Raw genomic sequence first — 24,140 nt, forward strand, 5'->3', positions numbered from 1 at the left:
TGTAACCGACACGTCCAGGCACAACGGCGATGCGCCACCACAGCCAGTAGGTCACGCACCGTATTCGTACGATGTCACAGTATGAACGTGGGTGCGTCCCCCACACGCGTCCCGATTCACACTCATTACGGCCATGACTTTCCCTTTCCCGAAGAGGAAGAGAAGATGCCGTTCAGAGCCACCCCTTTTCCTGGGCCGCCCGGATCGCGTTGATCCGGTTGGTGGCGCCCAGTTTGGTGATGGCGCTGGATAGGTAGTTACGGACGGTGCCCTCGGTGAGATGCAGCGATGCGGCGATCTCACCGACCGGCGCGCCCTGCGCGGCCAGGGCCAGAGCACCGCGCTCCCGTTCCGTGAGCGGGCTCTCCCCCGCCATCATCGCCGAGGCCGCCATTTCCGCGTCGAGATAGCGGCCGCCGGAATGGACCCTGCGGATCGCGGCGGCCAGCTCGTCCACGGAGGCGTCCTTGGGGATGAAGCCACGCACTCCCGCCGCGAGCGCCCGCCGCAGGTATCCGGGCCGCCCGAAACTGGTCAGCATCACCATCGCGTGGCCCGGCAGCGTCTCGGCGACGCTCAGCCCGTCCATTCCCGGCATCTCGATGTCCAGCACGATCACGTCGGGACGACGATCCCGTACGGCCTGCGCCACCAGGTCTCCCCTGGCCACCTCGGCCACCACCTCGATGTCCTGCTCCAGGCCCAGCAGGGTGGCGATCGCCCCCCGGATCAGGTGCTCGTCGTCGGCCAGCAGTACCCGGATCATCGCATTCCCTCCAGCGGGATCGTCGCCCGCAGCCTGAACTCACCGTCACCTTTACCGTCGCCGCCGACGGTGACGGCTCCCCCCACGGTCGCCAGCCGCTCCGACAGCCCGGCAAGCCCGGTGCCGCCGCGCCCGCCCGTCCCCGCCACCCCGTCGTTGGTCATCTCCAGCACGGCCGTACCGTCGCGAAGCGCGACCGCGATCCGGCAGCGGGTCGCCGAGCTGTGCCGCAGCACGTTAGTGGCGCCCTCGCGGACCACCCAGGCCAGCAGCGTGGCAAGCTCGTCGGGCACCTGCTCCCGGGGCGTCTCCAGCGTGCAGCGGATGCCGGCCGCCTCCAGCACCGCGGTCATGCTGCGCAGCTCGGCGTCGAGATCGACGACCCGGTAGCCGCGCACCGCCGTACGGATCTCCTTCAGCGCCTGCCGCGCCAGCCCTCGCACCTCGTCCATCTCCGCGACGGCCCGCGCCGCGTCGACGCTCGACAGCTTGACGGCCACCTCGCTCTTCACCGCGATCGCGGAGAGGCTGTGCCCGACCAGATCGTGCAGGTCGCGGGAGAACCGGAGCCGCTCCTCGGTGACGGCCAGCCGGGCCTGAGCCTCCTTGCCCTCCTCCGCCAGTTTGACGACCTGCCAGAACCAGAGCTGGAGTCGATTGGTGGAAGGCATCACCAGGGCGACCCCGACGAAGGTGCCGATCAGGCCTTGTTCGTCGGCCTCGTACGGTGCGACCATCATGCGGTCGAAGCCGGGGAAGAGACCGTCCCCGATCGATACGAGAAACAATGGGACCACGGTCGCACCCAGGCTGGCGACGAGCGTGCCGACCCTGTTCAGCAGGAGCGCCGCTCCCGTCGCCCAGGCCGGGGCGAGCAGTCCCCAGGTCCACAGGTGGGTCTCCTGGGTCAGCAGCAGGACGATCACGAGCACGCCCGAGACCACGATCTCACGATTGGCCGTGGTCCCGGCGACGGCCGCCTTCACCATTCTCATATAGACGGCGCTGAAGGCGATCAGTCCCAGCAACCCGAGAACGAGAGTGGGGAGGGCCTCGGAATCCGCCTTCCCGCCTGCCGCGATTCCGTTGAAGGCACCAGCCCAGGCCAGGGGAATGCCGATGATCAACGACCAGAAGGTCAACCGGCGGAGCCGCTCGACGGGCGTTCGCTTCCCGCCCCGGGGGAAAAAACGAAGGACGGAGCGCCTGAGACGCCCCGTCGCTCCCTCATCATCATTTATCGCCATTTCGCAACGAACGTTAGCCGTGTCGGGGTTCCCAGCGGAACAGCCATCTGGCCAGCAGGGCCGCCACCGCGATCCAGGCCAGCAGGATCCCCAGGGAGGGCAGCGCGGCCACCCACTGCCCGGCCATGCCCAGCGCCTCGCCGCTCCCGGAGAAGTGATCCTGGCCAAGGAAAGCGGTACGCATGATCGTCACGACCGGGGTCACCGGAAGCAGGGTGGCGACCGTGCCCAGCGGACCGGGAAGCATGTCGACGGAGAAGGCCACCGGCGCGCCGACCATCATGAGCAGGATCACCGGAAGCACCGTGACCTGGGCCAGCTCGGCGTTGGGGGTGATTCCGGAGAAGGCGGCGGCGAACAGACCGAACAGCACGACCCCCAGGACCGCCGCGAGCACCAGCAGCGGCACGTTGGCCGGCAGCACCCCGTCGGACCGGTTGATCCAGATCACCAGCAGCGCCACCTGGCCGAGAAAGAGCGCGAGCGCGCCGAGGGCGCTGCCGCCGAGGACCGCCACCGAAGACGGCTGGCCCCCGCGCAGCCGCTTGAGCACCAGTTCCTCACGCCGGGCCGTGAAGGTGTTGACCAGGTTGGTGAAGACCGCGAACCCCAGCATCAGGCCGGGCACCCCGGTCAGCACGTAGAGCGTGCTGGGCACCCCGGAGATCTCAGCGCCCCCCTGGACCTGTGTGAACAACCAGGCCATCAGGAGCGGCAGCAGCAACACGGTGAACAGCACGGTGGTGTTCCTGAACACCAGGGTCAGGTCGAGCCTCGCCAGCCGTACGGCGTGCAGGACGTCGGTCCTCATGATCGCTCCCCACTTCTCCTGCGCTGTGTTCGCTGTGTCCGCTGTGTCCGCCGCCACCGCGGCCGTTCGTTCTTCGCGGATCGCTCCGCTCTCCCCGACGGATCCTGCCCGCCTCATCGGACCTCTCCGACCACACGCATGAACGCGTCCTCAAGGGTTCCCCTGCGTACGGCCAGCCGCTCCAGGGTCTCGCCGCGCTCGTCGGCCCACTTCAGCAGCGGCCGGAGCGCGGCGTGCGCGCGGGCCTCGGCCCGTCCGCCGGTCAGGGTGTAGGTGACCTCGGTGCCGCCGCCCGCATAGGTCAGCGTGGGAACGGTGCCGTCCAGAGAGGGCAGGTCACCGAAGGACCAGGTGACACCGGCGAGCCGGAAGGCGACGGTGTCACCGGAGCCGGCCACCACCTCCTCGACCGTGCCGTAGGTATGGATCCGGCCCTCGTGCATGATGGCCAACCGGCTGGCGAGGCGCTCGGCCTCCTCCAGGTAATGGGTGGTGAGCAGCACGGTGGTGCCGCCGGCCCGCAGGTTCTCGATCACCTTCCACGTGGTCCGGCGGGCCTCGGGGTCCATTCCCGTGGTCGGCTCGTCCAGGAAGAGCACCTCGGGGGCCGACAGCACCGCGAGCGCGAGGTCGAGCTTACGTTTCTGCCCGCCGGAGAGCTGCCGGACCTTGGTCCTGGCCTTGCTCTCCAGGCCGACCAACTCCAGCGCCCCCATGGTCCGCCGGTCCACTCCCCTGACCCGGCCCATGAGATTGAAGCTTCCGGGCAACGTGGTGGTGCCGGACAGGGTGACGGGACGCCCCCCGTCCTCGCTCAGCCCCTTCCACAGGTCCACGGTCTCGGCCACCGTGAGGTCGCCGAGGAATCCGCCCTCCTGCAGCATGATCCCCACGCGGAGGCGCAGCTCGCGCCGGTGCCGGATCGGATCGAGGCCGAGCACCCGGACGGTGCCGTCGGTGGCGGGCGTGAAGCCCTCCAGCACCTCCATCGTGGTCGTCTTACCGGCGCCGTTCGTGCCGAGCAGGGCGAAGATCTCGCCCCTCGGGACGGTGAAGGAGACGCCGCGCACGGCCTCGAAGTCACCGTACCTCTGCCGGAGCCCGCCGACCTCGATCACGTTGTCGAGGCCGGCGGCTTCGGTGCCCGTCGCGTCCACACCCTGTCGCAATGTCATGTGGACAATCGTTGCCTTCCTGCCTTTTTGCAGGTAGACGCCGATATCACCGGAGAGATCCGTATCTCTCAGGTGATCGACATGACAAATGTCAACTACGGGCGGGGCGGCAGCGCCGGACGACGGCGGGAGGGGCGGGTCGCCGGGTCCGGCGGGGTCGCCGCCGGGCGCTCCTCCAGGGCGGCCAGCGCGAGCCGTACCGCCTCCTCGATCTGCGGATCCCGGCCGGCCGCCCAGTCATCGGGAGTGATGTCGACCTCGACGTCCGGGTCGACGCCGTAGTTCTCCACTCCCCAGCCGAGTCCCTCGAACCAGAACGAGTACTTGGGCACGGTGATGTGCGACCCGTCGACCAGGCGGTGGCCGTTCTCGATGCCGATGACGCCGCCCCAGGTACGGGTGCCCACCACGGGCCCGAGCTTGTGGATCTTGAAGGCGGCGGTGACGATGTCTCCGTCGGATCCGGCGTTCTGGTCGGTGACCGCGACCAGCGGCCCGCGCGGGGCGTCCTCGGGGTAGGTGATCGGCGCCATGCCCCTGGGCAGGTCCCAGGCGATGACCCGGCGGATCAGCTTCTCGATGACAAGCTCGGAGGTGTGACCGCCCCGGTTGCCCCGGACGTCCACGACGAGCCCCTCGAAGGTCATCTCCCTGCGCAGGTCACGGTGGAACTGCGCCCAGCCCTCGGCGACCATGTCCGGGATGTGCAGGTAGCCGAGACGGCCGCCGCTGAGCTCCCTGACGTGCGCCCGGCGCGAGGCCACCCAGTCCTGGTAGCGGAGGCGCCGATCGTCGCGGAGCGGGGTGACGACCACTCGCCGGCCGCCTCCCAGGGTCAGTTCGACCGGCTTGTCCGCGGCGCCGACCAGCAGCCGCGCGGGCCCCTCCGGCGGCACCGGGCGACCGTCGACCGCGAGCAGCGTCTCCTCCTGCCGGACTCCGGCCCCCGGCGCGGCCAGCGGCGAGCGGGCGTACACGTCGGAGGACTCGCCGGGAAGGATCCGGTCCACCTGCCAGCGGCCGTCGCCGTTCACCGACAGGTCGGCGCCGAGCATGCCGACCGGCTCGAACCCCCTGTGCTCCCAGGGAGCGGGGAAGACGTAGGCGTGCGAGCTGCCCAGCTCTCCCAGGACCTCCCAGAGCAGGTCGGCGAAGTCGTCCGCGGTGGCGACGCGATCCACCAGCGGCCGATACTCCTCCAGGACGGCGTCCCACTCGACGTCGGCCATGTCGTCGACCCAGAAGTCGGCCCGCATCCGGCGGCCCGCCTGGGTGTAGGCATGATGCCGGTAGGCCTGCGGGTCACCGGTGATCCGGATTCGCGACAGGTCGATGGTCGTGTCGTCGCCGTTCTTGCCGTTGGACGACTTTCCGGTGGCCGAACGGACCGTGAGCGTTCCCTTGTCGCTGACGACAAGCTGGGTGCCGTCCCCGCTCACCCGATACCAGTCGAGCTTCTCCACCAGTTCCTCGCACTTGCGCCTGCCGAGGTCGTAGCGGTCCAGTGCGGGGCTGGGAGAGTCGCCCCCCACCCGATCCCTGTCCTCGCCGAGCTCCCCGGCCAGCGGCTCGCGAAGCCAGACGAACCCGCCCTTGACCGCCTGCAGGTTCGAGTAGCGGCCCTCGGGCACCGGCACCTGCACGACCCTTGCGGCGATGCCGTCCAGGTCGACGGTGAGCGCGGTGCCGTCTTCCTTCTTGTCCTTCTTGTCGTCACCGGCCTCGCCGGAGCCTTCGGAGTCGTCGGAGTCCCCCGCCGACCGGCCGTCGGAGCTGGGCGCGAACGGCGACGGCGTGGCCGCGGCCAGCGGCACCAGATAGGGGCGGTAGCCGAACGGGAAGGACATGTCGAAGGAGTGCGCGTCGTAGACGGGGTCGAAGCCGCGGCGTGACAGGAACGCCAGGTAGTCGCCGGTGAACGCGGGCGAGATGTCCACGAACCGGCCGTCGGTGATGTCGGTGACGACCCGGTCCGCCATCCTGGCCAGCCGGATCCTGCGGAGCTGCGGGCCCTCCGGCTGCGACCAGGCCAGCCAGGCGGAGTCGGGCGACCAGGTCGGCCCGTCGATCTCACCCTCGGCCTTGACCAGCTCGGTGACCTCGCCGGAGGCCACGTCCACCAGGAGCATCCGCCCGTCCCTGGTGGCCACCGCGATCGTGTTCCCGTCGGGCGCGACGGCCAGATCGCCGACCTCGCCCAGCTTCCCCGCGGCGATCCTGCGGCTCTCCCCGCCGCCGACCGGGCCGATCTCCAGGCCCTGCTGCTCGCCGTCGTCGAAGACCCACACCACCCGGTCCTTGCCGAGGACGCGGGGCCGCCCCGCCGACAGGCCGGTGCTGAGCTGGCGCGCCGGACCGTCCCGGTGGGTCACCCAGTGCACCGAACCCTGGATCTCCACCGCGCTGGCCCGCCCGGTCGCGTCCACGACCAGGTCGTGCAGCCGCCTGCCCGCGTTGACCTGGTACGGCTGCCGCCCGCGCGGCGGGGAGCCGAGCGTGACGTCGAGCTTGCGCCCCTCGTCGTCGAGGCCGTCCAGAAGGTAGAGGTCACCGGCGTTCTGATAGACGATCCGGGTGCCGTCGGTGGTGGCGTGCCGGGCGTAGAAGACGTCATGGTCGGTGTGGCGACGCAGTCCGGTGCCGTCCAGCGCGCAGGAGTAGAGGTTGCCGACGCCCTCGTGATCGGAGAGGAAGGCCAGACGCCCGCCGACGAGCATCGGGCTGGCGAAGTTACCGTTCAGCTCTGCCAGCAGCCGGGTGAAGTCACCGCCCGCCTGCTGGACCCAGAGGCGCCCCGCCGTACCGCCTCGATAACGTTTCCAGGCCGCGGGGTCGCGGGTGAGGGAGGCGGTGAGCAGCGCCACGGAGTCCTCAAGGACCGAAAGGTCGTTGACCGGGCCGTAGGGCAGCTTTTCTGCCTGGCCGTCACTCAGCGCGTAGACCCACGCCTGCGAGGCGAACGGCTGCCCGGTCGCGCTGATCGCGAGGACCTTGCCGTCCGGCGTCCAGCCGCGTGTACGGGTCCGGGAATCGCCCCAGTAGGTCAGCCGTTCGGCCGAGACGGACTCCAGATCGGCCAGGAACACCTCGGGAGCGCCCTCCCGAACGCTCGTCCAGGCAACCTTCGTACCGTCGGGAGAGAGGCGGGGATGGCCCGCGGGAGCTCGGTCCGAGGAGAGACGCCATGCTCGGCCGCCGTTCACGGGGGCCGCCCAGACGTCGTCATCGGCGACGAACGTCAGCGTCTCACGGGCTATGTGAGGGAATCGCAGGTAGAAACCAGAAGCCATCGGTAAATCATATTGTCCACTATCGGGTTAAACAGAGTATTTTACCGGCCGATACGCTGGGCCTTATGACGCGAGCTGACAGAGACCAGCCGGTTGTGCTCTCAAAGATCTACACGCGCACCGGCGACGACGGCACCACCGCGCTCGGCGACATGAGCCGCGCCCGCAAGACCGACCCCCGTCTGGCCGCGTACGCGGACGTGGAGGAGGCCAACGCGGCGATCGGCGTGGCCCTGGCCATGGGCTCCGTCGACGGCTCCCTCGACGAGGACATCGCCCGGGTCCTCGTCCGGATCCAGAACGAGCTGTTCGACGTCGGCGCCGACCTGTGCACCCCGGTCGTGGAGAACCCCGAGTTCCCGCCGCTGCGGGTCGAGCCCTCCTACGTCGAATGGCTGGAGGAGCGGTGCGACGAGTTCAACGAGCGGCTCAAGCCGCTGCGCAGCTTCATCCTGCCGGGCGGCACCCCGGTCGTCGCCCAGCTCCACGTGGCCAGGACCGTGACCCGGCGAGCCGAGCGGACCGTCTGGTCCGCCCTGGAGGCGCACGACGACGTCAACCCGCTGACCGCGAAATACCTCAACCGGCTGAGTGACCTGATGTTCATCCTCTGCCGGGTGGCCGCGGGTGGCGACGAGATCCTCTGGAAGCCCGGCGGTACCCGGTAGATCCCTTCGCGCCGGAGCCCCGGCACCGCCGGGACTCCCGTGCGTCGTCCGTGTCAGCCGTTCTGCCGTGGCGTCTCAGCCCTGGCCCCGGCCTCGGTCTCCGCCTCGGCGAAGCGGAGTCGCGGAGTGACGGTCACGTCGTCGATCGCCGGGCCGTACGCCCCGTTGGTGGTGGACACCAGGCTCAGGGTCGCCTCCGGGCCCTCCGCGCAGAAGTGAAGCCTCTCCCGGACGTAGCCCATGTTCAGCGGCGTCTTCCCGGTGATGTCGAAGGTGAAGTTCTTCTGGACGGTGAGGGGCCCCTGCGTGACCCGCGCATATCCCGCCTTCACGACGGGAGGGCCGAACGTGTTCCCGGCCAGGGCGAAGCTCACGGTGTAGCAGCGCCCGGCCGTCGTGGGAATGGTCTGCTCGATCGTCCCCGGCCTGTAGCCCGTGAGGTCGAGGGACTGCTTCCCCTTGGCCGGCAGCAACGGGCCGCCGACGCCGATGAGATCGACGGATCCCGCCGTGACCTTCCACGCCCCGAGGCTGCTGCCCGTGTCCTGGAAGGCCTGTCCGGTCGTCGGCGGGGTCTCGAACCCGCCGTTGCCGACCGGCGGCGCCACCGGGGCCACCGGGGCCGCCGAGGACAGGGCGTGGGCCTCCACCGCCGGCGAAAAGGCGCAGAAGCAGAGTACGAGGGCGCAGGCCGCCAGCCGGGCCGGTTTCGGATGACGAGCCGTCGGAACGTTCATGACCTTCCTCCTGTTGTGCGGTCCGCTTCGCGACAGGACGAGGAGCCGGCATGACGGGGCCGACCATGACGGGGCCGGCGCGCACGACACACCGAGTGTCAGATATTAGACACTCTCGGTAGTCAACGAAGATCCACGGTAACCGAGAGGAAGGGATCTTGTCCCGATGGCACGCCCGATCGGCCTGCGAGCCGTACGGCAAGGAGTCAGGCGACGTCGGAACAGGCGCTGGAAGGAGTCAGGCGACGTCGAGGTAGGCACTGGGCGGGGCGGACTCCAGCCAGGCGACGAAGCCGGTGAGGGCGCGGTAGCCCATGGCGAGCTCGAACGCGCTCTGCCCGTTCCGGCACTCCAGCGCGGTCACGCCCTCGATGAACCCGTAGAACTCTCCGGGCCCGACCTTGCGACGCCCGGAAACAACAAGGCCGCGCCTCACGATGACGTGGCGCGGCCTTGGAAGCAAACCTATGAGCGGAATCCAGTTGAGTTGCCCGTCGGCGTATCGGGCCACCCCCACCCGCCAGCCTCGTTCTCCCGACATCGGGCGCAGACAACACAGCACCGAGCCACGAGATCGGGTCAGGACGAGCACCCGGGAGGCCGGAAGGGCGACGAGCAGCACTACCACGATGAGTACGTCCAGCACCACCATGTCGCGCCCCCAAGACCCGTACCGCTAAGAAGCAGAATTTATCCGACTTCTTCGCCGGCCGCTCGCAACCGGGCCTTGGCACGCTTGGCCTCGACAGCGGCGTCCGCGTCCTCCTGGTTGGCCTCGACCGAGGACTGCGCACGCTCCAGGGCGTTTCTTGCCCTGGAGACATCCACCTCGGAGCCGAGCTCGGCTATTTCGGCCAGGATCGACACCTCGTCGTTGGCCACCGAGAGAAACCCGCCGTGGACCGCGGCGACGAGGTCGGACTCACCATCGCCGCGCTTGACCGTCAACACGCCACCCTCGACGAGAACGCCGAGCACGGGTGCATGCCTAGGCATGATACCGATCTCGCCGTCGACAGTCTTGGCAATCACCATGTCGGCCTCGCCGGACCAGATCTCACGTTCCGGCGAGACGACGCCTACTCGCAGCTTCGCCACTTTCTCTCCAGTTCCTTTCGAACCAGGTGCCGGTACGGCAAGCCGTACCGGCACCGAAGGCGACTAGCGGGCGAGTTCCTTGGCCTTGGCGACGGCCTGCTCGATGCCGCCGACCATGAAGAACGCCTGCTCGGGCAGGTGGTCGTAGTCGCCGGCGCACAGACCCTTGAACGAGGCGATGGTCTCGTCCAGCGGCACGTTCTCTCCGGGCTGGCCGGTGAACGCCTCGGCGGCGTACATCGGGTGGGAGAGGAAACGCTCGATGCGACGGGCCCGGTTGACGGTGACCTTGTCCTCTTCGGACAGCTCGTCGATACCGAGGATCGCGATGATGTCCTGCAGTTCCTTGTACTTCTGCAGGATCCGCTTGGTCTCCTGGGCGACGCGGTAGTGCTCCTCGCCGACGATCAGCGGGTCGAGGATCCGCGAGGTGGAGTCGAGCGGGTCCACCGCGGGGTAGATGCCCTTCTCCGAGATCGGCCGCGACAGAACGGTCTGCGCGTCAAGGTGCGCGAACGCGTTGTGCGGGGCCGGGTCGGTGATGTCGTCCGCGGGGACGTAGATCGCCTGCATCGAGGTGATCGAGTGACCGCGGGTCGAGGTGATGCGCTCCTGCAGAACGCCCATCTCGTCGGCCAGGGTCGGCTGGTAACCCACCGCGGACGGCATACGGCCGAGCAGGGTGGAGACCTCGGAACCGGCCTGGGTGAACCGGAAGATGTTGTCGATGAACAGAAGCACGTCCTGCTTCTGCACGTCACGGAAGTACTCCGCCATGGTGAGGGCGGAGAGCGCGACGCGCAGACGCGTGCCCGGGGGCTCGTCCATCTGGCCGAAGACGAGCGCCGTGTCCTTGAGGACGTCGGCCTCCTCCATTTCCAGCCAGAGGTCGTTGCCCTCACGGGTGCGCTCGCCGACGCCGGCGAACACCGAGGTGCCACCGAAGTTACGGGCGACCCGGCGGATCATCTCCTGGATCAGAACGGTCTTGCCGACGCCCGCGCCGCCGAACAGGCCGATCTTGCCGCCCTGCACGTACGGGGTGAGCAGGTCGATGACCTTGATGCCGGTGGTCAGCATCTCGGTGCGCGACTCGAGGGTGTCGAAGGCGGGCGACGGACGGTGGATGCCCCAGCGCTCGTTGATCTTGAGCGACGCGGTCTCGACGTCCAGCGACTCACCGAGGGTGTTCCACACGTGGCCCTTGACGACGTCGCCGACCGGCACCGAGATGGCGTTGCCGGTGTCGGACACCGCCGCACCGCGGGTCAGACCGTCGGTGGGCTGCATGGAGATGGCGCGGACGAGGTTGTCACCCAGGTGCTGGGCGACCTCCAGTGTCAGCACCTTGGTCTCGCCGCCGAGGACGACTTCGACCTTCAGGGCGTTGTAGATCTCGGGCATCGCATCGACGGGGAACTCCACGTCGACGACGGGACCGGTGACGCGCGCGACGCGGCCCACGCCGGTCTCAACAGTCTGTGCAGTCATTTCACTCTTTCCCCGCTGCGGAGTCAGCCAGCGCGTTCGCGCCGCCGACGATCTCGCTGATTTCCTGGGTGATCTCGGCCTGACGGACCTGGTTCATCTGACGGGTGAAGTCCCCGATGAGGTCATTGGCGTTGTCGGTCGCCGACTTCATCGCCCGGCGCCGCGCGGCCTCCTCCGAGGCCGCCGACTGGAGCAGCGCGGTGAAGATGCGCGACTCCACGTACCGCGGCAGCAACGAGTCGAGCACGTCTCCCGCGGTGGGTTCGAACTCGAAGTACGGCAACGGCGTGTCGCCGGGCTTCTCGGTGGTCTCCTCGACCTCCAGGGGAAGGATCCGCCGGACCACGACCTCCTGCGTCAGCATGGACACGAACTCGGTGGAGACGATGTGGATCTCGTCGACGCCGTCGTCCGCCGAGAACGTCTGGATCAGCGCGTTCGCGATCTCCTTGGCGTCTGCGTACGAGGGCTTACGGGAGAATCCCGTCCACTGCCCGCCCATCTCACGATCGCGGAAGGTGTGCCAGATGACACCCTTGCGTCCTGTCACGAAGGGCGTGGGCGTGATGCCCCTGTCCTTCAGCAGGTTGCTCAGGGCCTCGGCCTCACGCAGGACGTTCACGTTGAAGCCGCCGCAGAAACCGCTGTCACTGGTGACGATGAGAACGGCCGCCTTGGTGGACTGCTCCTTCGCCACGGTCAGTGGGTGGTCGATGCTGCCGGTGTTGCTGACAACACCCGTGACGGCGCGAATGATCTCGCGCTCGTACGGCACGGCCGCCTGCATCCGCTGCTGCGCCTTCACGATGCGCGACGAGGCGATGAGCTCCTGAGCGCGCGTGATCTTCGCCATGGACTTCAGCGACCTGACCCGCCGCCGCAGCATTCTTAGCTGGGCACCCATCGGCTACTTCTTCTCTGCCGTACGGACGCGCTTGGTGATCTTTTCCTGGCCGACCTCGTCGGCACCGAGCGCCTCGACGGGCTCGTCGTTGATCAGCAGATCGCCCGAGGAGGTCTCGAAGCCCTTCTTGAACTCGGTGATGGCGTCCTTGAGCGCCTGCACCGTGTCGTCAGAAAGGGCCTTGGTCTCGCGGATGCTGTCGAAGATGCCCTTGTTCTCGCGCGACAGGTGGTCCAGGAACTCCGTCTCGAAGCGGCGGATGTCCTCGACCGGGACGTCGTCGAGCTCACCGGTGGTGCCGGCCCAGACCGAGACGACCTGCTTCTCGACCGGGAACGGGCTGTACTGGGCCTGCTTGAGCAGCTCGACCAGTCGCTGGCCACGCTCCAGCTGGGCACGGGAGGCCGCGTCCAGGTCGGAGGCGAAGGAGGCGAAGGCCTCCAGGTCACGGAACTGCGACAGCGACAGGCGCAGCGTGCCCGCGACCGTCTTCATCGCCTTGATCTGCGCGGAACCGCCCACTCGGGAGACGGAGACGCCGACGTTGATGGCCGGACGCACACCCGAGTTGAACAGGTCGGTCTCGAGGAAGCACTGGCCGTCGGTGATGGAGATGACGTTGGTCGGGATGAACGCCGAGACGTCGTTGCCCTTGGTCTCGACGATCGGCAGACCGGTCATCGAGCCCGCGCCCATGTCGGCGGAGAGCTTCGCACAACGCTCGAGCAGACGGGAGTGTAGGTAGAAGACGTCGCCGGGGAAGGCCTCACGGCCCGGCGGGCGGCGCAGGAGCAGCGAGACGGCGCGGTAGGCGTCGGCCTGCTTGGTCAGGTCGTCGAAGACGATGAGGACGTGCTTGCCCTGGTACATCCAGTGCTGGCCGATGGCCGAACCGGTGTAGGGGGCGAGGTATTTGTAACCGGCCGGGTCGGACGCCGGAGCGGCGACGATGGTGGTGTACTCCATCGCGCCCGCCTCCTCGAGGCGGCCCTTGACCTGGGCGATCGTGGAACCCTTCTGACCGACCGCGACGTAGACGCAGCGAACCTGCTTGTCGGGGTCGCCGGAGAGCCAGTTCTCCCGCTGGTTGAGGATGGTGTCCACGGCGATGGCGGTCTTGCCGGTGCCACGGTCACCGATGATCAGCTGGCGCTGGCCACGGCCGATCGGCGTCATGGCGTCAACCGCCTTGAGGCCGGTCTGCAGCGGCTCCTTCACCGGCTGGCGCTGGACCACGGAGGGGGCCTGGAGCTCAAGGGCACGCAGGCCCTCGGACTCGATGGCGCCCTTGCCGTCCAGGGGTACGCCCAGCGGGTCGACCACTCGGCCGAGGAAGTTGTCGCCGACCGGCACGGACAGGACCTCGCCCGTCCGGCGGACCGACTGACCTTCCTCGATCTTGCTGAAGTCGCCCAGAACAACAACACCGATTTCCCGGACGTCCAGGTTCAGTGCCAGGCCACGCGTGCCATCCTCGAACTCAAGCAGTTCGTTCGCCATCGCCGAGGGAAGGCCGGAGACATGGGCGATACCGTCGCCGCAGTCGACGACGGTCCCGATCTCCTCGCGCGCGGCGCCTTCCGGCTCGTACGCCTGGACGAAGCGCTCAAGTGCGTCCCGGATCTCATCCGGCCGGATCGTAAGCTCCGCCATCTCTCTTCAGTCTCCCTATTCGCCTAGCCGGCCAACCGGCGGCGGACTTCTTCGATTCGTCCCGCGATGGTGGTGTCGATGAGGTCGTCCCCGATGTGAACCGAGAACCCTCCGATCACTCGCGGATCCACCTCGACGTTCAGATGAACGTCGCGGCCGTACGAGGTGCGCAGCCACGTGGCGAGACGCTGCTTCTGCTCCTCGGAGAGCTCGATGGCGCTGCGCACCACCGCGACGAGCCGCTGCCGCTGGGCGGCGATCAGCTTGCCGAACTCCTCCAGACCTCTGTCCAGGCTACGTCCTCGGGGATGAACCACGAGTTGCGTGACCAGACGGAGGCTGGTGGGGGCGACCTTGCCATCGAGCAGCGAGGCGAGAAGCTCCCTCTTGCGCTCAGCGGAGATGCTCGGGTCGGTCAGGGTCCGGTGCAGTTCCAGGTTCGAGGCGGCGATGCGCCCGAACCGGAACAGCTCGTCCTCGACCTCGTCGAGCTTGCCCTGCGCCTCGGCCTCGGCCGCCGCGGCGATGACGCCGAGACGCTCGAGCGCGTCGGTCAGGTCGCCGGAACGCGCCCACTTCGCGGACGCGGCCGCGACGACCGTCTCCAGCGCCGCGTTGCTGACCTTGCCCTCCAGCAGGACCCGTACGACTTGCGCCTTCTGGGCCGCCGGACGGGCGGGGTCGGACAGGTTGCGGCGGAGCCCGTGCTCATGGTCGAACAGGTCGGCGACCGAGAAAAGCTCGTCGGCCAGCGTGCCGAGGTCGGCACTTCCCGCCACCGCGTTGAAGTGCTCTTCGACCTCGGCCAGCGAAGCCCTGCTCAGACCTCTCATCGGTCGCTCACCGCTCCTCGTTCACTACGCGGCCCGCTCGTAACTCGCGAACCACTCCGCTCACTGCGTCGGATTCGCTCCATCATCAGCGGACCGCCGCGTTGCTCGTCGACTCAAGCTCCTCAAGGAACCGGTCGACGGTGCGACGCTGACGCGCCTCATCTTCGAGGGACTCACCGACGATACGGCCGGCCAGGTCGGTCGACAGGCGGCCGATCTCAGAGCGAAGCTGGGTGAACGCCTGCTGACGGTCGGCCTCGATCTGAAGGTGCGCGGCCTCGATGAGACGGCGGGCCTCGGCCTGCGCCTCCTCGCGGAGCTCGGCCTTGATCTGCGCGCCCTGCTCACGAGCCTCTTCACGGAGACGAGACGCCTCGTGACGAGCCTCGGCCAGCTGGTCCCTGTACTGCTTGAGAGCCTGCTGAGCCTCTTCTTGTGCGTCCGCGGCCCGCTTCAGGCCGCCCTCGATCGCGTCGACACGCTCAGCCAGCGTCTTCTGGATACGGGGCACCAGGAGACGTCCGACGAAGAACAGGACGATCAGGAATGAGACTCCACCGACGACCATCTCCGACACGTGTGGGAGGAGTGGGTTCGTCGCTTCCTCTGCCGCTAGCAGATTCATAAGTACTGCCTTCCGTCGAGGCTGGTCGTGTCAGGCTCGGAAGGCGAACGCGAGCGCAATACCGATCAGCGCGAGCGCCTCGGCGAACACGAAGCCCAGGATCATGTTCTGGCGGATCAGGCCGTAGGCCTCGGGCTGGCGGGCGATTGCCTGCACACCCTGGCCGAAGATGATGCCGATGCCGATGCCGGGGCCGATCGCGGAGAGGCCGTAGCCGATCGAACCGAGGTTGCCTGTCACTTCGGCGAGCAGACCAGACATGCTGAGGTTTCCTTTTCTATCGACCAGTGGAGTGTCCACCGGAGGGTTTTAGCGGTGGGAACGAAAGGTCTTAGTGCGCGGGGTGCAGCGCGTCATTGATGAACATGGCGGCCAGCAGTGCGAACACGTAGGCCTGCAGCGCCTGGATGAACAGCTCGAAGGCGGTGAGCAGGATCGTCATGATGAACCCGAGCACACCGATCGGGGCGCCGAGGGGGGTCAGCTGAACGAACAGGAAGTGCCAGCCGACCTCGGAGAACAGCGCAATGATCAGGTGACCGGCCATCATCGTGGCGAACAGTCGCACCGCGTGCGTGATGTGGCGCAGGAAGAAGGTCGAGATGAGCTCGATCGGCGCGACCAGGAAGTAGATCCACGTCGGCAGGCCGGGCGGGAACATCACGTTCTTGAAGAAGCCGATGGGACCCTGGTGCTTGATGCCCAGGTACATCACCAGCACCCACACACCGATCGAGAGGATCGCGGCGAAACCGATCCGCGACATCACGGGGAACTGGACGAATATGAGGGAACCGAACAGGTTCACGACCAACACGTAGAGGAACATGCTGACCAGCAGCGGCATCCACCGGTCGCTGTCCTTGCCCAGGTTCGGCTTGGCGATCTGTTCGCGGACGAACTCGTAGGCGATCTCGCCGACGTTCTGCATGCCCTTCGGCACCAGCTTCGGCCTGGAGAACGCGCTGTAGGCGAAAATGACGACCACCACCACGCCGATCAGCGCGAGCAGGGCCGGCTTGTTGAACCAGGCCTGACCCTCGACGAGCGGCGGCCAGTCGAATAGGCCGAGCCCCGGAGCCTGGAACTCCTCGGAGGCGAGAGGCGTCAACGCGGCGCTCACTCGGCGGTCCCTTCGTCGTATTGATTGGTCAAGAGGTGATCCAGCGGCCTCACCTTGGACAGGTCAGCCGGCTGGAGGGCGCGAAAAGGGCGGAGAGGCCAGGGCGCGACGGCTCCGGCGGACGTTCCTCTACCTTCGTTTATCGCGCACGCGACAATAGCAGGCGCAACTGTGACTAGTCATATCGAGCCAGTCCTCAGAGGCTTTCGCCCCGGGATGCCCGGCGGTGACTTGTCTCGCTCCGTCTGCCAGGGTGAGCCTATGTGACATTTGGGACAGGATGCGATGTCTTGTCATCGCTTCTCCCCGAGCTGTCCGGGAACCTTACCCTCGGGGTCGACGTAGAGCATGCGCAGTCGCATGAAGCCACGCGCCTCACCGATGGTCCAGCAGATCGTGCAGACGATGACGGTCAGACCGAACGCCCTCGGATTCCACACCGTGGCGTCCTGGAAGTACTCCAGGAGCACGGCCAGCACGAGGATCTTCGCGAAGAAGGTGCCCATCGCCGCGGCCATCATCATCGTGGGCGAGATCCGCGCCGCGTACGCGACGGCGGTCAGGCTGATGGTGAAGAAGGCCGCCACCACGAAGACTCCGATACCCGCGCCCAGCGCCCCCTTGGTTCCCGAGAGGAACGCGGCGACGATGACAGCGATCAGACCGACCAGGGCCGTGGGGATCGCAGCGGCCCTGAGAATTCGGAGATCGTTGTCCTGCATCGGCGCTCCTGGTTCGGTTATCAAGCGAGCGATTGCTACCTTGCAAAGCTCATCTGGTTGAGCCGTTGTTAGTGAAAGCTATCACAAGCTCCTGGAAGACCGCCTTTACCTGCCGTTTCAAGTAAACGATCATTGGGTTACCAGAAGGTGTTCAGCGCCGTGTCTCAGGGTTTGAGAAAGTCTGCCGGGGAGCGGTGAGCGACAGGTCGGGGAGCGCGGACAGCATCGCCGTGTCACCGTCGGCGGCGGCCGGCCTGGGACCCGGCGCCTCCGGGGGAAGCGGAGGAGACTGGGCCGGCACCGCGTCGTGACGCGAGCGACGCCCGGTGGTGTGCGCCCCGCCCCCGCCCCCGCCCCCGTTGGCCTCGCGGCGCGCACGCCAGCGCGGCAACGACATCATCACCAGCACGCCGACGGCCAGCAGCACGGTCAGCGGGAACAGGACGAGCGGGACGCCCTCGATGGACAGCCCCACGACCGTGAAGGCGAACAGGAAGGTCCAGGTGTACATGATCAGGACGCTGCGCCGGTGCGAATGGCCGACGTCCAGGAGCCGGTGATGGAGATGGCCCCGGTCAGGGGCGAACGGCGACAGGCCGTTGGATGTGCGCCGGACCACCGCCATGATCAGGTCGAGCAGCGGCAGCACCAGGATCGCGATCGGCACGATGAGAGGAAGGACCACCGGGAACCGGTTGATGTTGCTGGAGTCGAGCGGCGTCACGGTGATCATCGTGGACGCGAGCACCAGGCCGATCAGCATCGCGCCGGTGTCACCCATGAAGATCTTCGCCGGATGGAAGTTGTGGGGCAGGAAGCCCAGGCACATGCCGATGAGCACCGAGGTGATCACGGCCGTGACGTTGATGCTGCTGTCCCCGTAGTCCTTGGACAGGGCGACGGAGTACGTCCACGTGGCCATCGCGGCGATGCCGACGATGCCGGCCGCCAGGCCGTCCAGTCCGTCGACGAAATTGACCGCGTTGATCATAACGATCACGATCAGAATCGTGATCAGAGGGCTGAGCGTGGAGTCCAGGATCACCGTCCCTCCGAGCGAGGAGGGCAGCGGAATCCATGGCAGATTGATCCCGAACGCGACCAGGATGCCGGCGGCGCCGATCTGTCCGGCGAGCTTGATAAGGGCGTCCATGCCCCACCAGTCGTCCAGGAAGCCGGTCAGCGTGATCAGGCCGCCCGCGACGATCAGTGCGATCACGGTCTTGCCCTCGGCCAGCTTGCCTCCGGCGTAGGGCAGTTCGTTGGCGATCAGCAGGCCGGCCACGAGCCCGCCGTACATCGCCAGGCCACCGAGCCTCGGCGTGGGCGTGGTGTGCACGTCACGGTCACGGACCTCGGGCATAGCACCGATGCGAATGGCGAAAACGCGGACCAGCGGGACCAGCAGATAGGTCATCGCCGCCGCCACCAGCGCCATAAGTAGATATTCGCGCACGGACCTAGTTTCGCGGATAGTCCGGCCAACTGTGACCGGAAAACGACACAGAACAGCTCATAGTTCCCTGGGATATACCTGATAGGCCTGCGTCAGCGCCGTGACCCGCCTTCTTATCTCTCCAACAGTGTCCGGGCTGCGGATGACCTGCGCCACCATCGAGGCCACCTCTTTCATCTCCTCGGGTCCCATCCCCTGCGTCGTGACGGAGGGGGTGCCGACCCGGATTCCGGACGTCACCGTTGGAGGCTCCGGATCATACGGGATCACGTTGCGATTCAGTGTGATCCCCGCCGCGGAGCATCGCTGCTCGGCCACCGCGCCCGAGACCCCGGCGTCCCGCATATCGATCAACGCCAGATGGCTGTCCGTGCCCCCGGAGACGGGCCGCATGCCCTCGGCCGCCAGGGCGTCGGTCAGCACCCGGGCATTTTCCACCACCCGCCGCGCGTACTGTGCGAACTCCGGTTGGAGCGCCTCGCCGAACGCCACCGCCTTGGCCGCTATCGCATGCATGAGCGGACCGCCCTGGACGAACGGGAAAACCGCCCGGTCGATCCTGCCCGCCAGCTCCTGCGTGCACATGATGCCGCCGCCCCTCGGACCGCGGAGCGCCTTGTGCGTGGTGAAGGTCACCACGTCGGCGTACGGCACCGCGGACGGCAGGGCGCCTCCCGCCATCAGGCCGATGGTGTGCGCGACGTCGGCCAGCAGCCAGGCGCCCACCTCGTCGGCGATCCCCCTGAAGACCGTGAAGTCGATCTCGCGTGGGTATGCCGTGGCGCCACAAATGATCATCTTGGGCTGGTGCCGCAGCGCCAGCTCCCTGACCTCGTCGTAGTCGATCAGCTCGGTGTCCCTGCGCACGCCGTACGCCACGACGTCGAACCATCGGCCGGAGAAGTTGACCCGGGATCCGTGAGTGAGGTGGCCGCCGTGCGGCAGCGCCATGGCCAGCACGGTGTCGCCCGGCTGGAGGAGGGCGGCGTACGCGGCGAGGTTGGCCGAGGCGCCGGAGTGGGGCTGCACGTTGACGTGGTCGGCGCCGAAGAGCTGCCGGGCCCGGTCGATCGCGAGCTGCTCGGCCCGGTCGACCACCTCGCAGCCCGCGTAGTAACGCCTGCCGGGATATCCCTCGGCATACTTGTTGGTGAGCGTCGAGCCGAGCGCGGCGAGCACTGCGGGCGAGGCGAGGTTCTCGCTCGCGATGAGCTGGATGCCGCCGCGGAGCCGGTCCAGCTCATCGAGGAGAACACGCGCGATCTCCGGGTCCTGCCTCTGCAGGAGACCGAAATCGGGCCCGTAGTACGGCTCTGCGCCCATGGCTCACATCCTGGGGATGACGACTCATCCCCACTGTAAGCCTGATCGGCCCCATTTTCCCACGTCAGACGCGCGTCGTCATGAGAATGCGTGCGGTGCCCCTGCGGCGGCGGGAATCCACCTGGGCGTGTCGGCGGCCTGATCGCTGATCGAGGTGAGAATCGCCTGCCGGTAGAGACCCAGACGGGTACGCCACGCGGTCATGTCCTCGACGTAGCGACCCGAGACAGGAGCGTCCCAGACGTCCCTGCTCCTGGCGAGCTGGTAGGCCTTGTCCAGGGAGGCGGTCAGCGTGTCGAGCACGGGGATCACCTGTCTCCACATCATGACCAGCCGCTGGTAGTCGGGGTTGAACTCCCATGCCATGGCGGTATCCGGAGACGGCAGCCCGAGACCTCCCGAGACCGGTGGGGTCTCCCCCGGCTGCAGCGGCTGCGGTGCGGGTGGATCCACGAACATCACAGGCTCCTCACGCTCACTGTCCGCCTCATTGCCGGCCTCGTTGTCCGCCTCGTTGCCGGCCTCACTGCCCGCCGCCGAGTGGCGGGATCGACCGCAGTGGATCACCCGGATCCACATCGTCCGCCGGGCCGTCGGGAGCGATGTCCCTGGGCACCCAGGCGCCCTCACCCCACGTCTCGCCGTCTGGCACCTGCACGCCCGGCATGTCCAGCGGCTCGATCTCACTGACATTGTCGACGAGCGTCCTCAGCGCGTCCATGTCCAGCGGGCCCGCTTCGGCCGAGACGACGTCGCTGCCGTCGTTCGCCCACTGCTCAACCGACCCCCCGCCCCCGGTCTCTCCGCCGCCGACCTGCACGCCCGGCATGTCCAGCGGTTCGACATCGCTGACATTGTCGACGAGCGTCCTGAACGCCTCCACGTTCAGCGGGTCGGCTTTGGCCGAGACGACATCGCTGCCGTCGTTCGCCCACTGCGCGACCGACCCCTCGCCCCCCGACCCGACGGCCTGCGCCGGAACATCCCCCGGAGCCGCCCCCGCGGCCTGCGTCCCGATGTCCCCGGGAGCGGCCGTTCCCATCAACTGCGTCCCGGCATCCACGGAAACGGCCGTACCGATCGACTGAGCCGGGGCATCCCCTGCCGGCTGCGGTCCGGCATCCACAGAGATGGCCGTACCGATCGACTGAGCCGGAACATCCCCCGGAGCCGCCCCTACCTGCTGCGTCCCGGGATCCACGGAAACGGCCGTACCGATCGACTGGGCCGGCGCGCCCCCCGGAGCCGTCCCGATCGACGGTGTCCCGGTGTCACCGGGGGCGGCCGTTCCGATCGACTGCGTCGGGGCACCCCCCGGAGCCGCACCTGCCGACTGCGTGCCCACGTCCCCGCCGGTGTCCGGCGGCTGGACCGTCTGGCCGGGGGCCGGCTCGGCGGTGTCGAGGAGGGGGTAGTCGGGCTTCGCGGAAGCCAGCGGTTCGTTCGGTTCGACCCAGCCGGGTTGGCCCCCGATGTCGGAGACGCCGTCGACTCCGGGCATCTCCAGCGGCGGGATGTCCTCGATGTTCTTCAGCAGCTCGCTGACCTCATCCGCCGTGGGCGAGTCGAGCGGGATCTGCAGCACCTTCACCCCGTCGACCTCCACGACCCTCGCTTTCAGGTCGCCGCTCTGGTCGATGTCGTCGGGATGGTCCTTCTGCGCGGTGTCCAAGATGTCGGTGCCAGACGTGCCGCCGTTCTCCCTGGGCGAGCGCTCGTCGCCCTTGGAGCCGGTATCGCCCTTGCCGTCGGGGTCGTTCGCGGGAGCATCGGTCGGGGTGTCTCCGGTGCCCGGCGACGGGTTGTCGACCTGGTCGACCTGCGTCCGCCCGTCGTCCGCCCTCGGCTGCTCCTGCGGGGCATCGGGACTCGGCGCCGGGGTATCCCGAGGCGCGGTGTCGACAGGTTGCCCGTCACCCTGAGAACCCTCTCCCGGCCCCGGAACCGGTCCTGGAGCCGCTCCACCCTGGGGACCTTCGCCCGGCCCCGGAACCGGTCCTGGAGCCGCTCCACCTTGGGGACCTTCGCCCGGCGCCGGAGCCGTCCCGCCCTGGGGACCCTCTCCCGGCCCCGGAACCGCTCCACCCTGCGGGTCCTCTCCCGGCCCCGGAACCGCCGGCTCCAGATCCTCAACCCGCGGAGCCGGAGGCTGCGCCTCGTCCGTCCTCGGCTGCTCCTGCCCGGCATCGGGGCTCGGCGTCTCCCGAGGCGCGGTGTCGACAGGTTGCCCGTCACCCTGCGAACTCTCATCCGGCCTCGGAAGCACCGGCTCCGAATCCTCGTCCCGCGGAGCCGGAGGCTGCACGTCGTCCGCCCTCGGCTCCTCCTGCGCGGCCTCAGGGCTCGGCGTCTCCGGCGTCACGATCTCCTTGGGCTCGTCTCCCTCGCGTGGGGAGATCTCGTCGCCCTTGGAACCGGTCTCCGGCTTGGGATCGTCGGTTTGAGAAGGCGCCTTCGAGTCATCCCGAGAATCGGTTCGAGGGGACTCCTTCGCCTCGTCCCGTGGAGAGGACTCGTCCTTGGAACCGGTCTCGGGTTTTGCGTCGTCGCCCTTGGGGGCGTCCGATCGGGGCTGATCCTTGGGGTCGTCGGTGTGAGAAGGCGCCTTCGAGTCGTCTCGCGGATCGGTTCGGGAGGGCTCCTTCGTGTCATCCCGTGGAGAGGACTCGTCGCCCTTGGAACCGGTCTCGGATTTCGCATCATCGCCCCTGGGGGCGTCCGCTCTGGGCTGATCCTTGGGATCGTCGCGCGACCCGGATTTCGCGTCGTCGCCCTTGGGCGTGTCCGATGTGGACTGATCCTTGGAACCGGTCTCCGATTTCGCATCGTCACCCTTGGAACCGGCCTCGGATTTCGCGTCATCGCCCTTGGGGGCACCCGCCCTGGGCTGGTCCTTGGCATCGTCGCGTGGCACGGTCTCGGCCGACTGGTCGCCGACGCGGGGCTTGTCGTCACCGCCCTGGGACCCGGTCTCGGTCTTGGGTGAATCGGATCCCGCGTCTCCGGCCTTCGGTGCCCCGGGAGGGGCCCCGGTCTCCTGCTTGACCTTTTTCTCCAGCAACTCCACGCGGGTGGAGACGTCACGGACCATTTTTTCGCAGTCGTCGGCGATCTGGGCCGGGTGGTGAGTGGACAGCGCGGGCAGGCCGGCGCCACGCATCAGGTGGTTGACCCGGTCCTCGGCGGTCCGCATCCGCACCGCGGCTTGTTGCACCTCGGACAGCAGGTCACGGACCAGCTTGGGGTCCATTCCTTCGAACTTGCCCATGGACGTCTCCCGGAGGGTGTCGGCCCACTTCACGGTACCGGGGAGAACGCCGCGCGTCACGGTGATAATCAGACGGCATGGATCACGGGCACAGGCCGGGCGGCGCTCGGCGGCGCGCCGCCGAGCGTCACGGCCGGCGTCCCGCGCCGATCCTGCCGACCAGGCGTTACGGCCGGCGTCCCGGGCCGGTCCCGCCGGCCGAACGCCGGCGTGGAGCGCCCGGGTCTACGTCACCCGTCGGACTCGGATCCGCCGTCGGTGGCGACGTAACCGATCACGCCACGCAGCTTCTCCACCGAGATGGCCCCGCGGCGTAGCAGCCGGGGCACCGCCGTGGTCAGGTCGAGGATCGTGGACGGGGTGTTGTCGTCACACGGGCCGCCGTCGAGATAGATCGAGACCGAGTCGCCCAGCTGCTTCTCCGCGTCACCGGCCGTGGTCGCGGCCGGGGCGCCGGACCGGTTGGCGCTGGAGACCGCCATCGGGCCGGTCTCCTTGAGCAGGTCGAGGGCGACCGAGTGCAGTGGCATCCGGAGGGCGACGGTGCCCTTGCTGTCGCCCAGGTCCCACGACAGCGACCGGTTCACGCGGCAGATCAGCGTGAGCGGGCCGGGCCAGAAGGCGTCGATGAGATCCTGGCCGTACGGGCCGAGGTTCTCCACGAGGGCGTTGGCGGCCCGCACGGTCCCGACCAGCACGGGCACCGGCATGTCCCGGCCACGTCCCTTGGCCTCCAGCAGCGAGGCGACCGCCGCCGGGGTGAAGGCGTCCGCTCCGATGCCGTAGACGGTGTCGGTCGGGAGCACCACGAGCTCGCCCCGCCGTACGGCTGACGCGGCGTCGGTCAGACCTGCGGCTCGCTGCTCGGGGTCTGTGCAGTCATAACTACGGCTCACTTTGCCTCCTCGCCTAAAGGCTCGCCATCAGTGAGCCTAGGGCTGCTGTGTTTA

At 68.1% G+C, this 24,140-nt stretch carries 22 protein-coding genes; 1 reads left to right on the top strand and 21 read right to left on the bottom strand.

Annotated elements, in window-relative coordinates; translation table 11 throughout:
* Positions 1–172: 172 nt before the first annotated feature.
* The 5 genes from CHC08_RS32510 to CHC08_RS32530 form a co-directional block, all read right to left on the bottom strand.
* Positions 173–766, bottom strand: coding sequence for a response regulator transcription factor (locus CHC08_RS32510; RefSeq protein ID WP_089211209.1), 594 nt, complete (start codon positions 764–766; stop codon positions 173–175).
* The gene (locus tag CHC08_RS32515; RefSeq protein WP_179282337.1) at positions 763–1,893 is read right to left on the bottom strand and encodes a sensor histidine kinase; all 1,131 of its coding nucleotides are present in this window, start codon (positions 1,891–1,893) and stop codon (positions 763–765) included. The genes CHC08_RS32510 and CHC08_RS32515 overlap by 4 nt, the downstream gene beginning before the upstream one ends.
* A 133-nt stretch (positions 1,894–2,026) precedes the next feature.
* Positions 2,027–2,824, bottom strand: a complete 798-nt coding sequence (locus CHC08_RS32520; RefSeq protein WP_179282338.1) for an ABC transporter permease — start codon at positions 2,822–2,824, stop codon at positions 2,027–2,029.
* 113 nt (positions 2,825–2,937) lie between these two features.
* Entirely contained in the window at positions 2,938–3,999 is a 1,062-nt protein-coding gene (locus CHC08_RS32525; protein ID WP_089211212.1) for an ABC transporter ATP-binding protein, read from the bottom strand.
* Between the two features lie 95 nt (positions 4,000–4,094).
* Positions 4,095–7,289, bottom strand: coding sequence for a S41 family peptidase (locus CHC08_RS32530; RefSeq protein ID WP_089211213.1), 3,195 nt, complete (start codon positions 7,287–7,289; stop codon positions 4,095–4,097).
* Positions 7,290–7,354: 65 nt separating this feature from the next.
* On the opposite strand from CHC08_RS32530, the gene CHC08_RS32535 reads away from it, so the two are divergent.
* On the top strand, positions 7,355–7,957 hold the full coding sequence (locus CHC08_RS32535) for a cob(I)yrinic acid a,c-diamide adenosyltransferase (RefSeq protein ID WP_089211214.1): 603 nt from the start codon (positions 7,355–7,357) through the stop codon (positions 7,955–7,957).
* A gap of 53 nt (positions 7,958–8,010) precedes the next feature.
* Here CHC08_RS32535 and CHC08_RS32540 read toward each other — a convergent pair whose 3' ends face one another.
* The 16 genes from CHC08_RS32540 to CHC08_RS32615 all read right to left on the bottom strand — a co-directional run bounded on the left by CHC08_RS32540 (position 8,011) and on the right by CHC08_RS32615 (position 24,086).
* Entirely contained in the window at positions 8,011–8,694 is a 684-nt protein-coding gene (locus CHC08_RS32540; RefSeq protein WP_089211215.1) for a choice-of-anchor C family protein, read from the bottom strand.
* A gap of 238 nt (positions 8,695–8,932) precedes the next feature.
* Positions 8,933–9,346 (bottom strand): DUF2550 domain-containing protein, encoded by a 414-nt coding sequence (locus CHC08_RS32545; RefSeq protein ID WP_245878693.1) that lies wholly within the window; start codon positions 9,344–9,346, stop codon positions 8,933–8,935.
* A 38-nt stretch (positions 9,347–9,384) separates the two neighbouring features.
* Complete coding sequence (locus tag CHC08_RS32550; protein WP_089211216.1) at positions 9,385–9,792, bottom strand: F0F1 ATP synthase subunit epsilon; 408 nt, start codon at positions 9,790–9,792, stop codon at positions 9,385–9,387.
* Between the two features lie 63 nt (positions 9,793–9,855).
* Positions 9,856–11,283, bottom strand: coding sequence for a F0F1 ATP synthase subunit beta (gene atpD / locus CHC08_RS32555; RefSeq protein ID WP_089211217.1), 1,428 nt, complete (start codon positions 11,281–11,283; stop codon positions 9,856–9,858).
* Between the two features lies 1 nt (position 11,284).
* The gene (locus CHC08_RS32560; RefSeq protein WP_089211218.1) at positions 11,285–12,187 is read right to left on the bottom strand and encodes a F0F1 ATP synthase subunit gamma; all 903 of its coding nucleotides are present in this window, start codon (positions 12,185–12,187) and stop codon (positions 11,285–11,287) included.
* 3 nt (positions 12,188–12,190) lie between these two features.
* On the bottom strand, positions 12,191–13,840 hold the full coding sequence (gene atpA, locus CHC08_RS32565) for a F0F1 ATP synthase subunit alpha (protein WP_089211219.1): 1,650 nt from the start codon (positions 13,838–13,840) through the stop codon (positions 12,191–12,193).
* Positions 13,841–13,863: 23 nt separating this feature from the next.
* Entirely contained in the window at positions 13,864–14,673 is an 810-nt protein-coding gene (locus CHC08_RS32570; protein ID WP_089211220.1) for a F0F1 ATP synthase subunit delta, read from the bottom strand.
* Between the two features lie 85 nt (positions 14,674–14,758).
* Positions 14,759–15,298: a F0F1 ATP synthase subunit B gene (locus CHC08_RS32575; protein ID WP_089211221.1), complete on the bottom strand. Its 540-nt coding sequence runs from the start codon at positions 15,296–15,298 to the stop codon at positions 14,759–14,761.
* A gap of 30 nt (positions 15,299–15,328) precedes the next feature.
* Positions 15,329–15,559, bottom strand: coding sequence for an ATP synthase F0 subunit C (atpE, locus tag CHC08_RS32580; RefSeq protein ID WP_089211222.1), 231 nt, complete (start codon positions 15,557–15,559; stop codon positions 15,329–15,331).
* 70 nt (positions 15,560–15,629) lie between these two features.
* Entirely contained in the window at positions 15,630–16,421 is a 792-nt protein-coding gene (gene atpB / locus CHC08_RS32585) for a F0F1 ATP synthase subunit A (RefSeq protein WP_089211223.1), read from the bottom strand.
* Between the two features lie 293 nt (positions 16,422–16,714).
* Entirely contained in the window at positions 16,715–17,143 is a 429-nt protein-coding gene (locus CHC08_RS32590; protein WP_089211224.1) for a Cg1360 family ATP-synthase-associated protein, read from the bottom strand.
* A 151-nt stretch (positions 17,144–17,294) separates the two neighbouring features.
* The gene (locus CHC08_RS32595; RefSeq protein WP_179282339.1) at positions 17,295–18,599 is read right to left on the bottom strand and encodes a glycosyltransferase family 4 protein; all 1,305 of its coding nucleotides are present in this window, start codon (positions 18,597–18,599) and stop codon (positions 17,295–17,297) included.
* Between the two features lie 57 nt (positions 18,600–18,656).
* Positions 18,657–19,922, bottom strand: a complete 1,266-nt coding sequence (locus CHC08_RS32600) for a serine hydroxymethyltransferase (protein ID WP_089211226.1) — start codon at positions 19,920–19,922, stop codon at positions 18,657–18,659.
* A 78-nt stretch (positions 19,923–20,000) separates the two neighbouring features.
* Positions 20,001–20,381, bottom strand: coding sequence for a hypothetical protein (locus CHC08_RS32605; protein WP_089211246.1), 381 nt, complete (start codon positions 20,379–20,381; stop codon positions 20,001–20,003).
* A gap of 64 nt (positions 20,382–20,445) precedes the next feature.
* The gene (locus tag CHC08_RS32610) at positions 20,446–23,190 is read right to left on the bottom strand and encodes a hypothetical protein (protein ID WP_218825598.1); all 2,745 of its coding nucleotides are present in this window, start codon (positions 23,188–23,190) and stop codon (positions 20,446–20,448) included.
* A 230-nt stretch (positions 23,191–23,420) separates the two neighbouring features.
* Positions 23,421–24,086, bottom strand: a complete 666-nt coding sequence (locus tag CHC08_RS32615; protein ID WP_089211228.1) for an L-threonylcarbamoyladenylate synthase — start codon at positions 24,084–24,086, stop codon at positions 23,421–23,423.
* Positions 24,087–24,140 lie beyond the last annotated feature (54 nt).

The organism is Streptosporangium subroseum, assembly GCF_900188345.1.
GTDB lineage: Bacteria > Actinomycetota > Actinomycetes > Streptosporangiales > Streptosporangiaceae > Streptosporangium > Streptosporangium subroseum.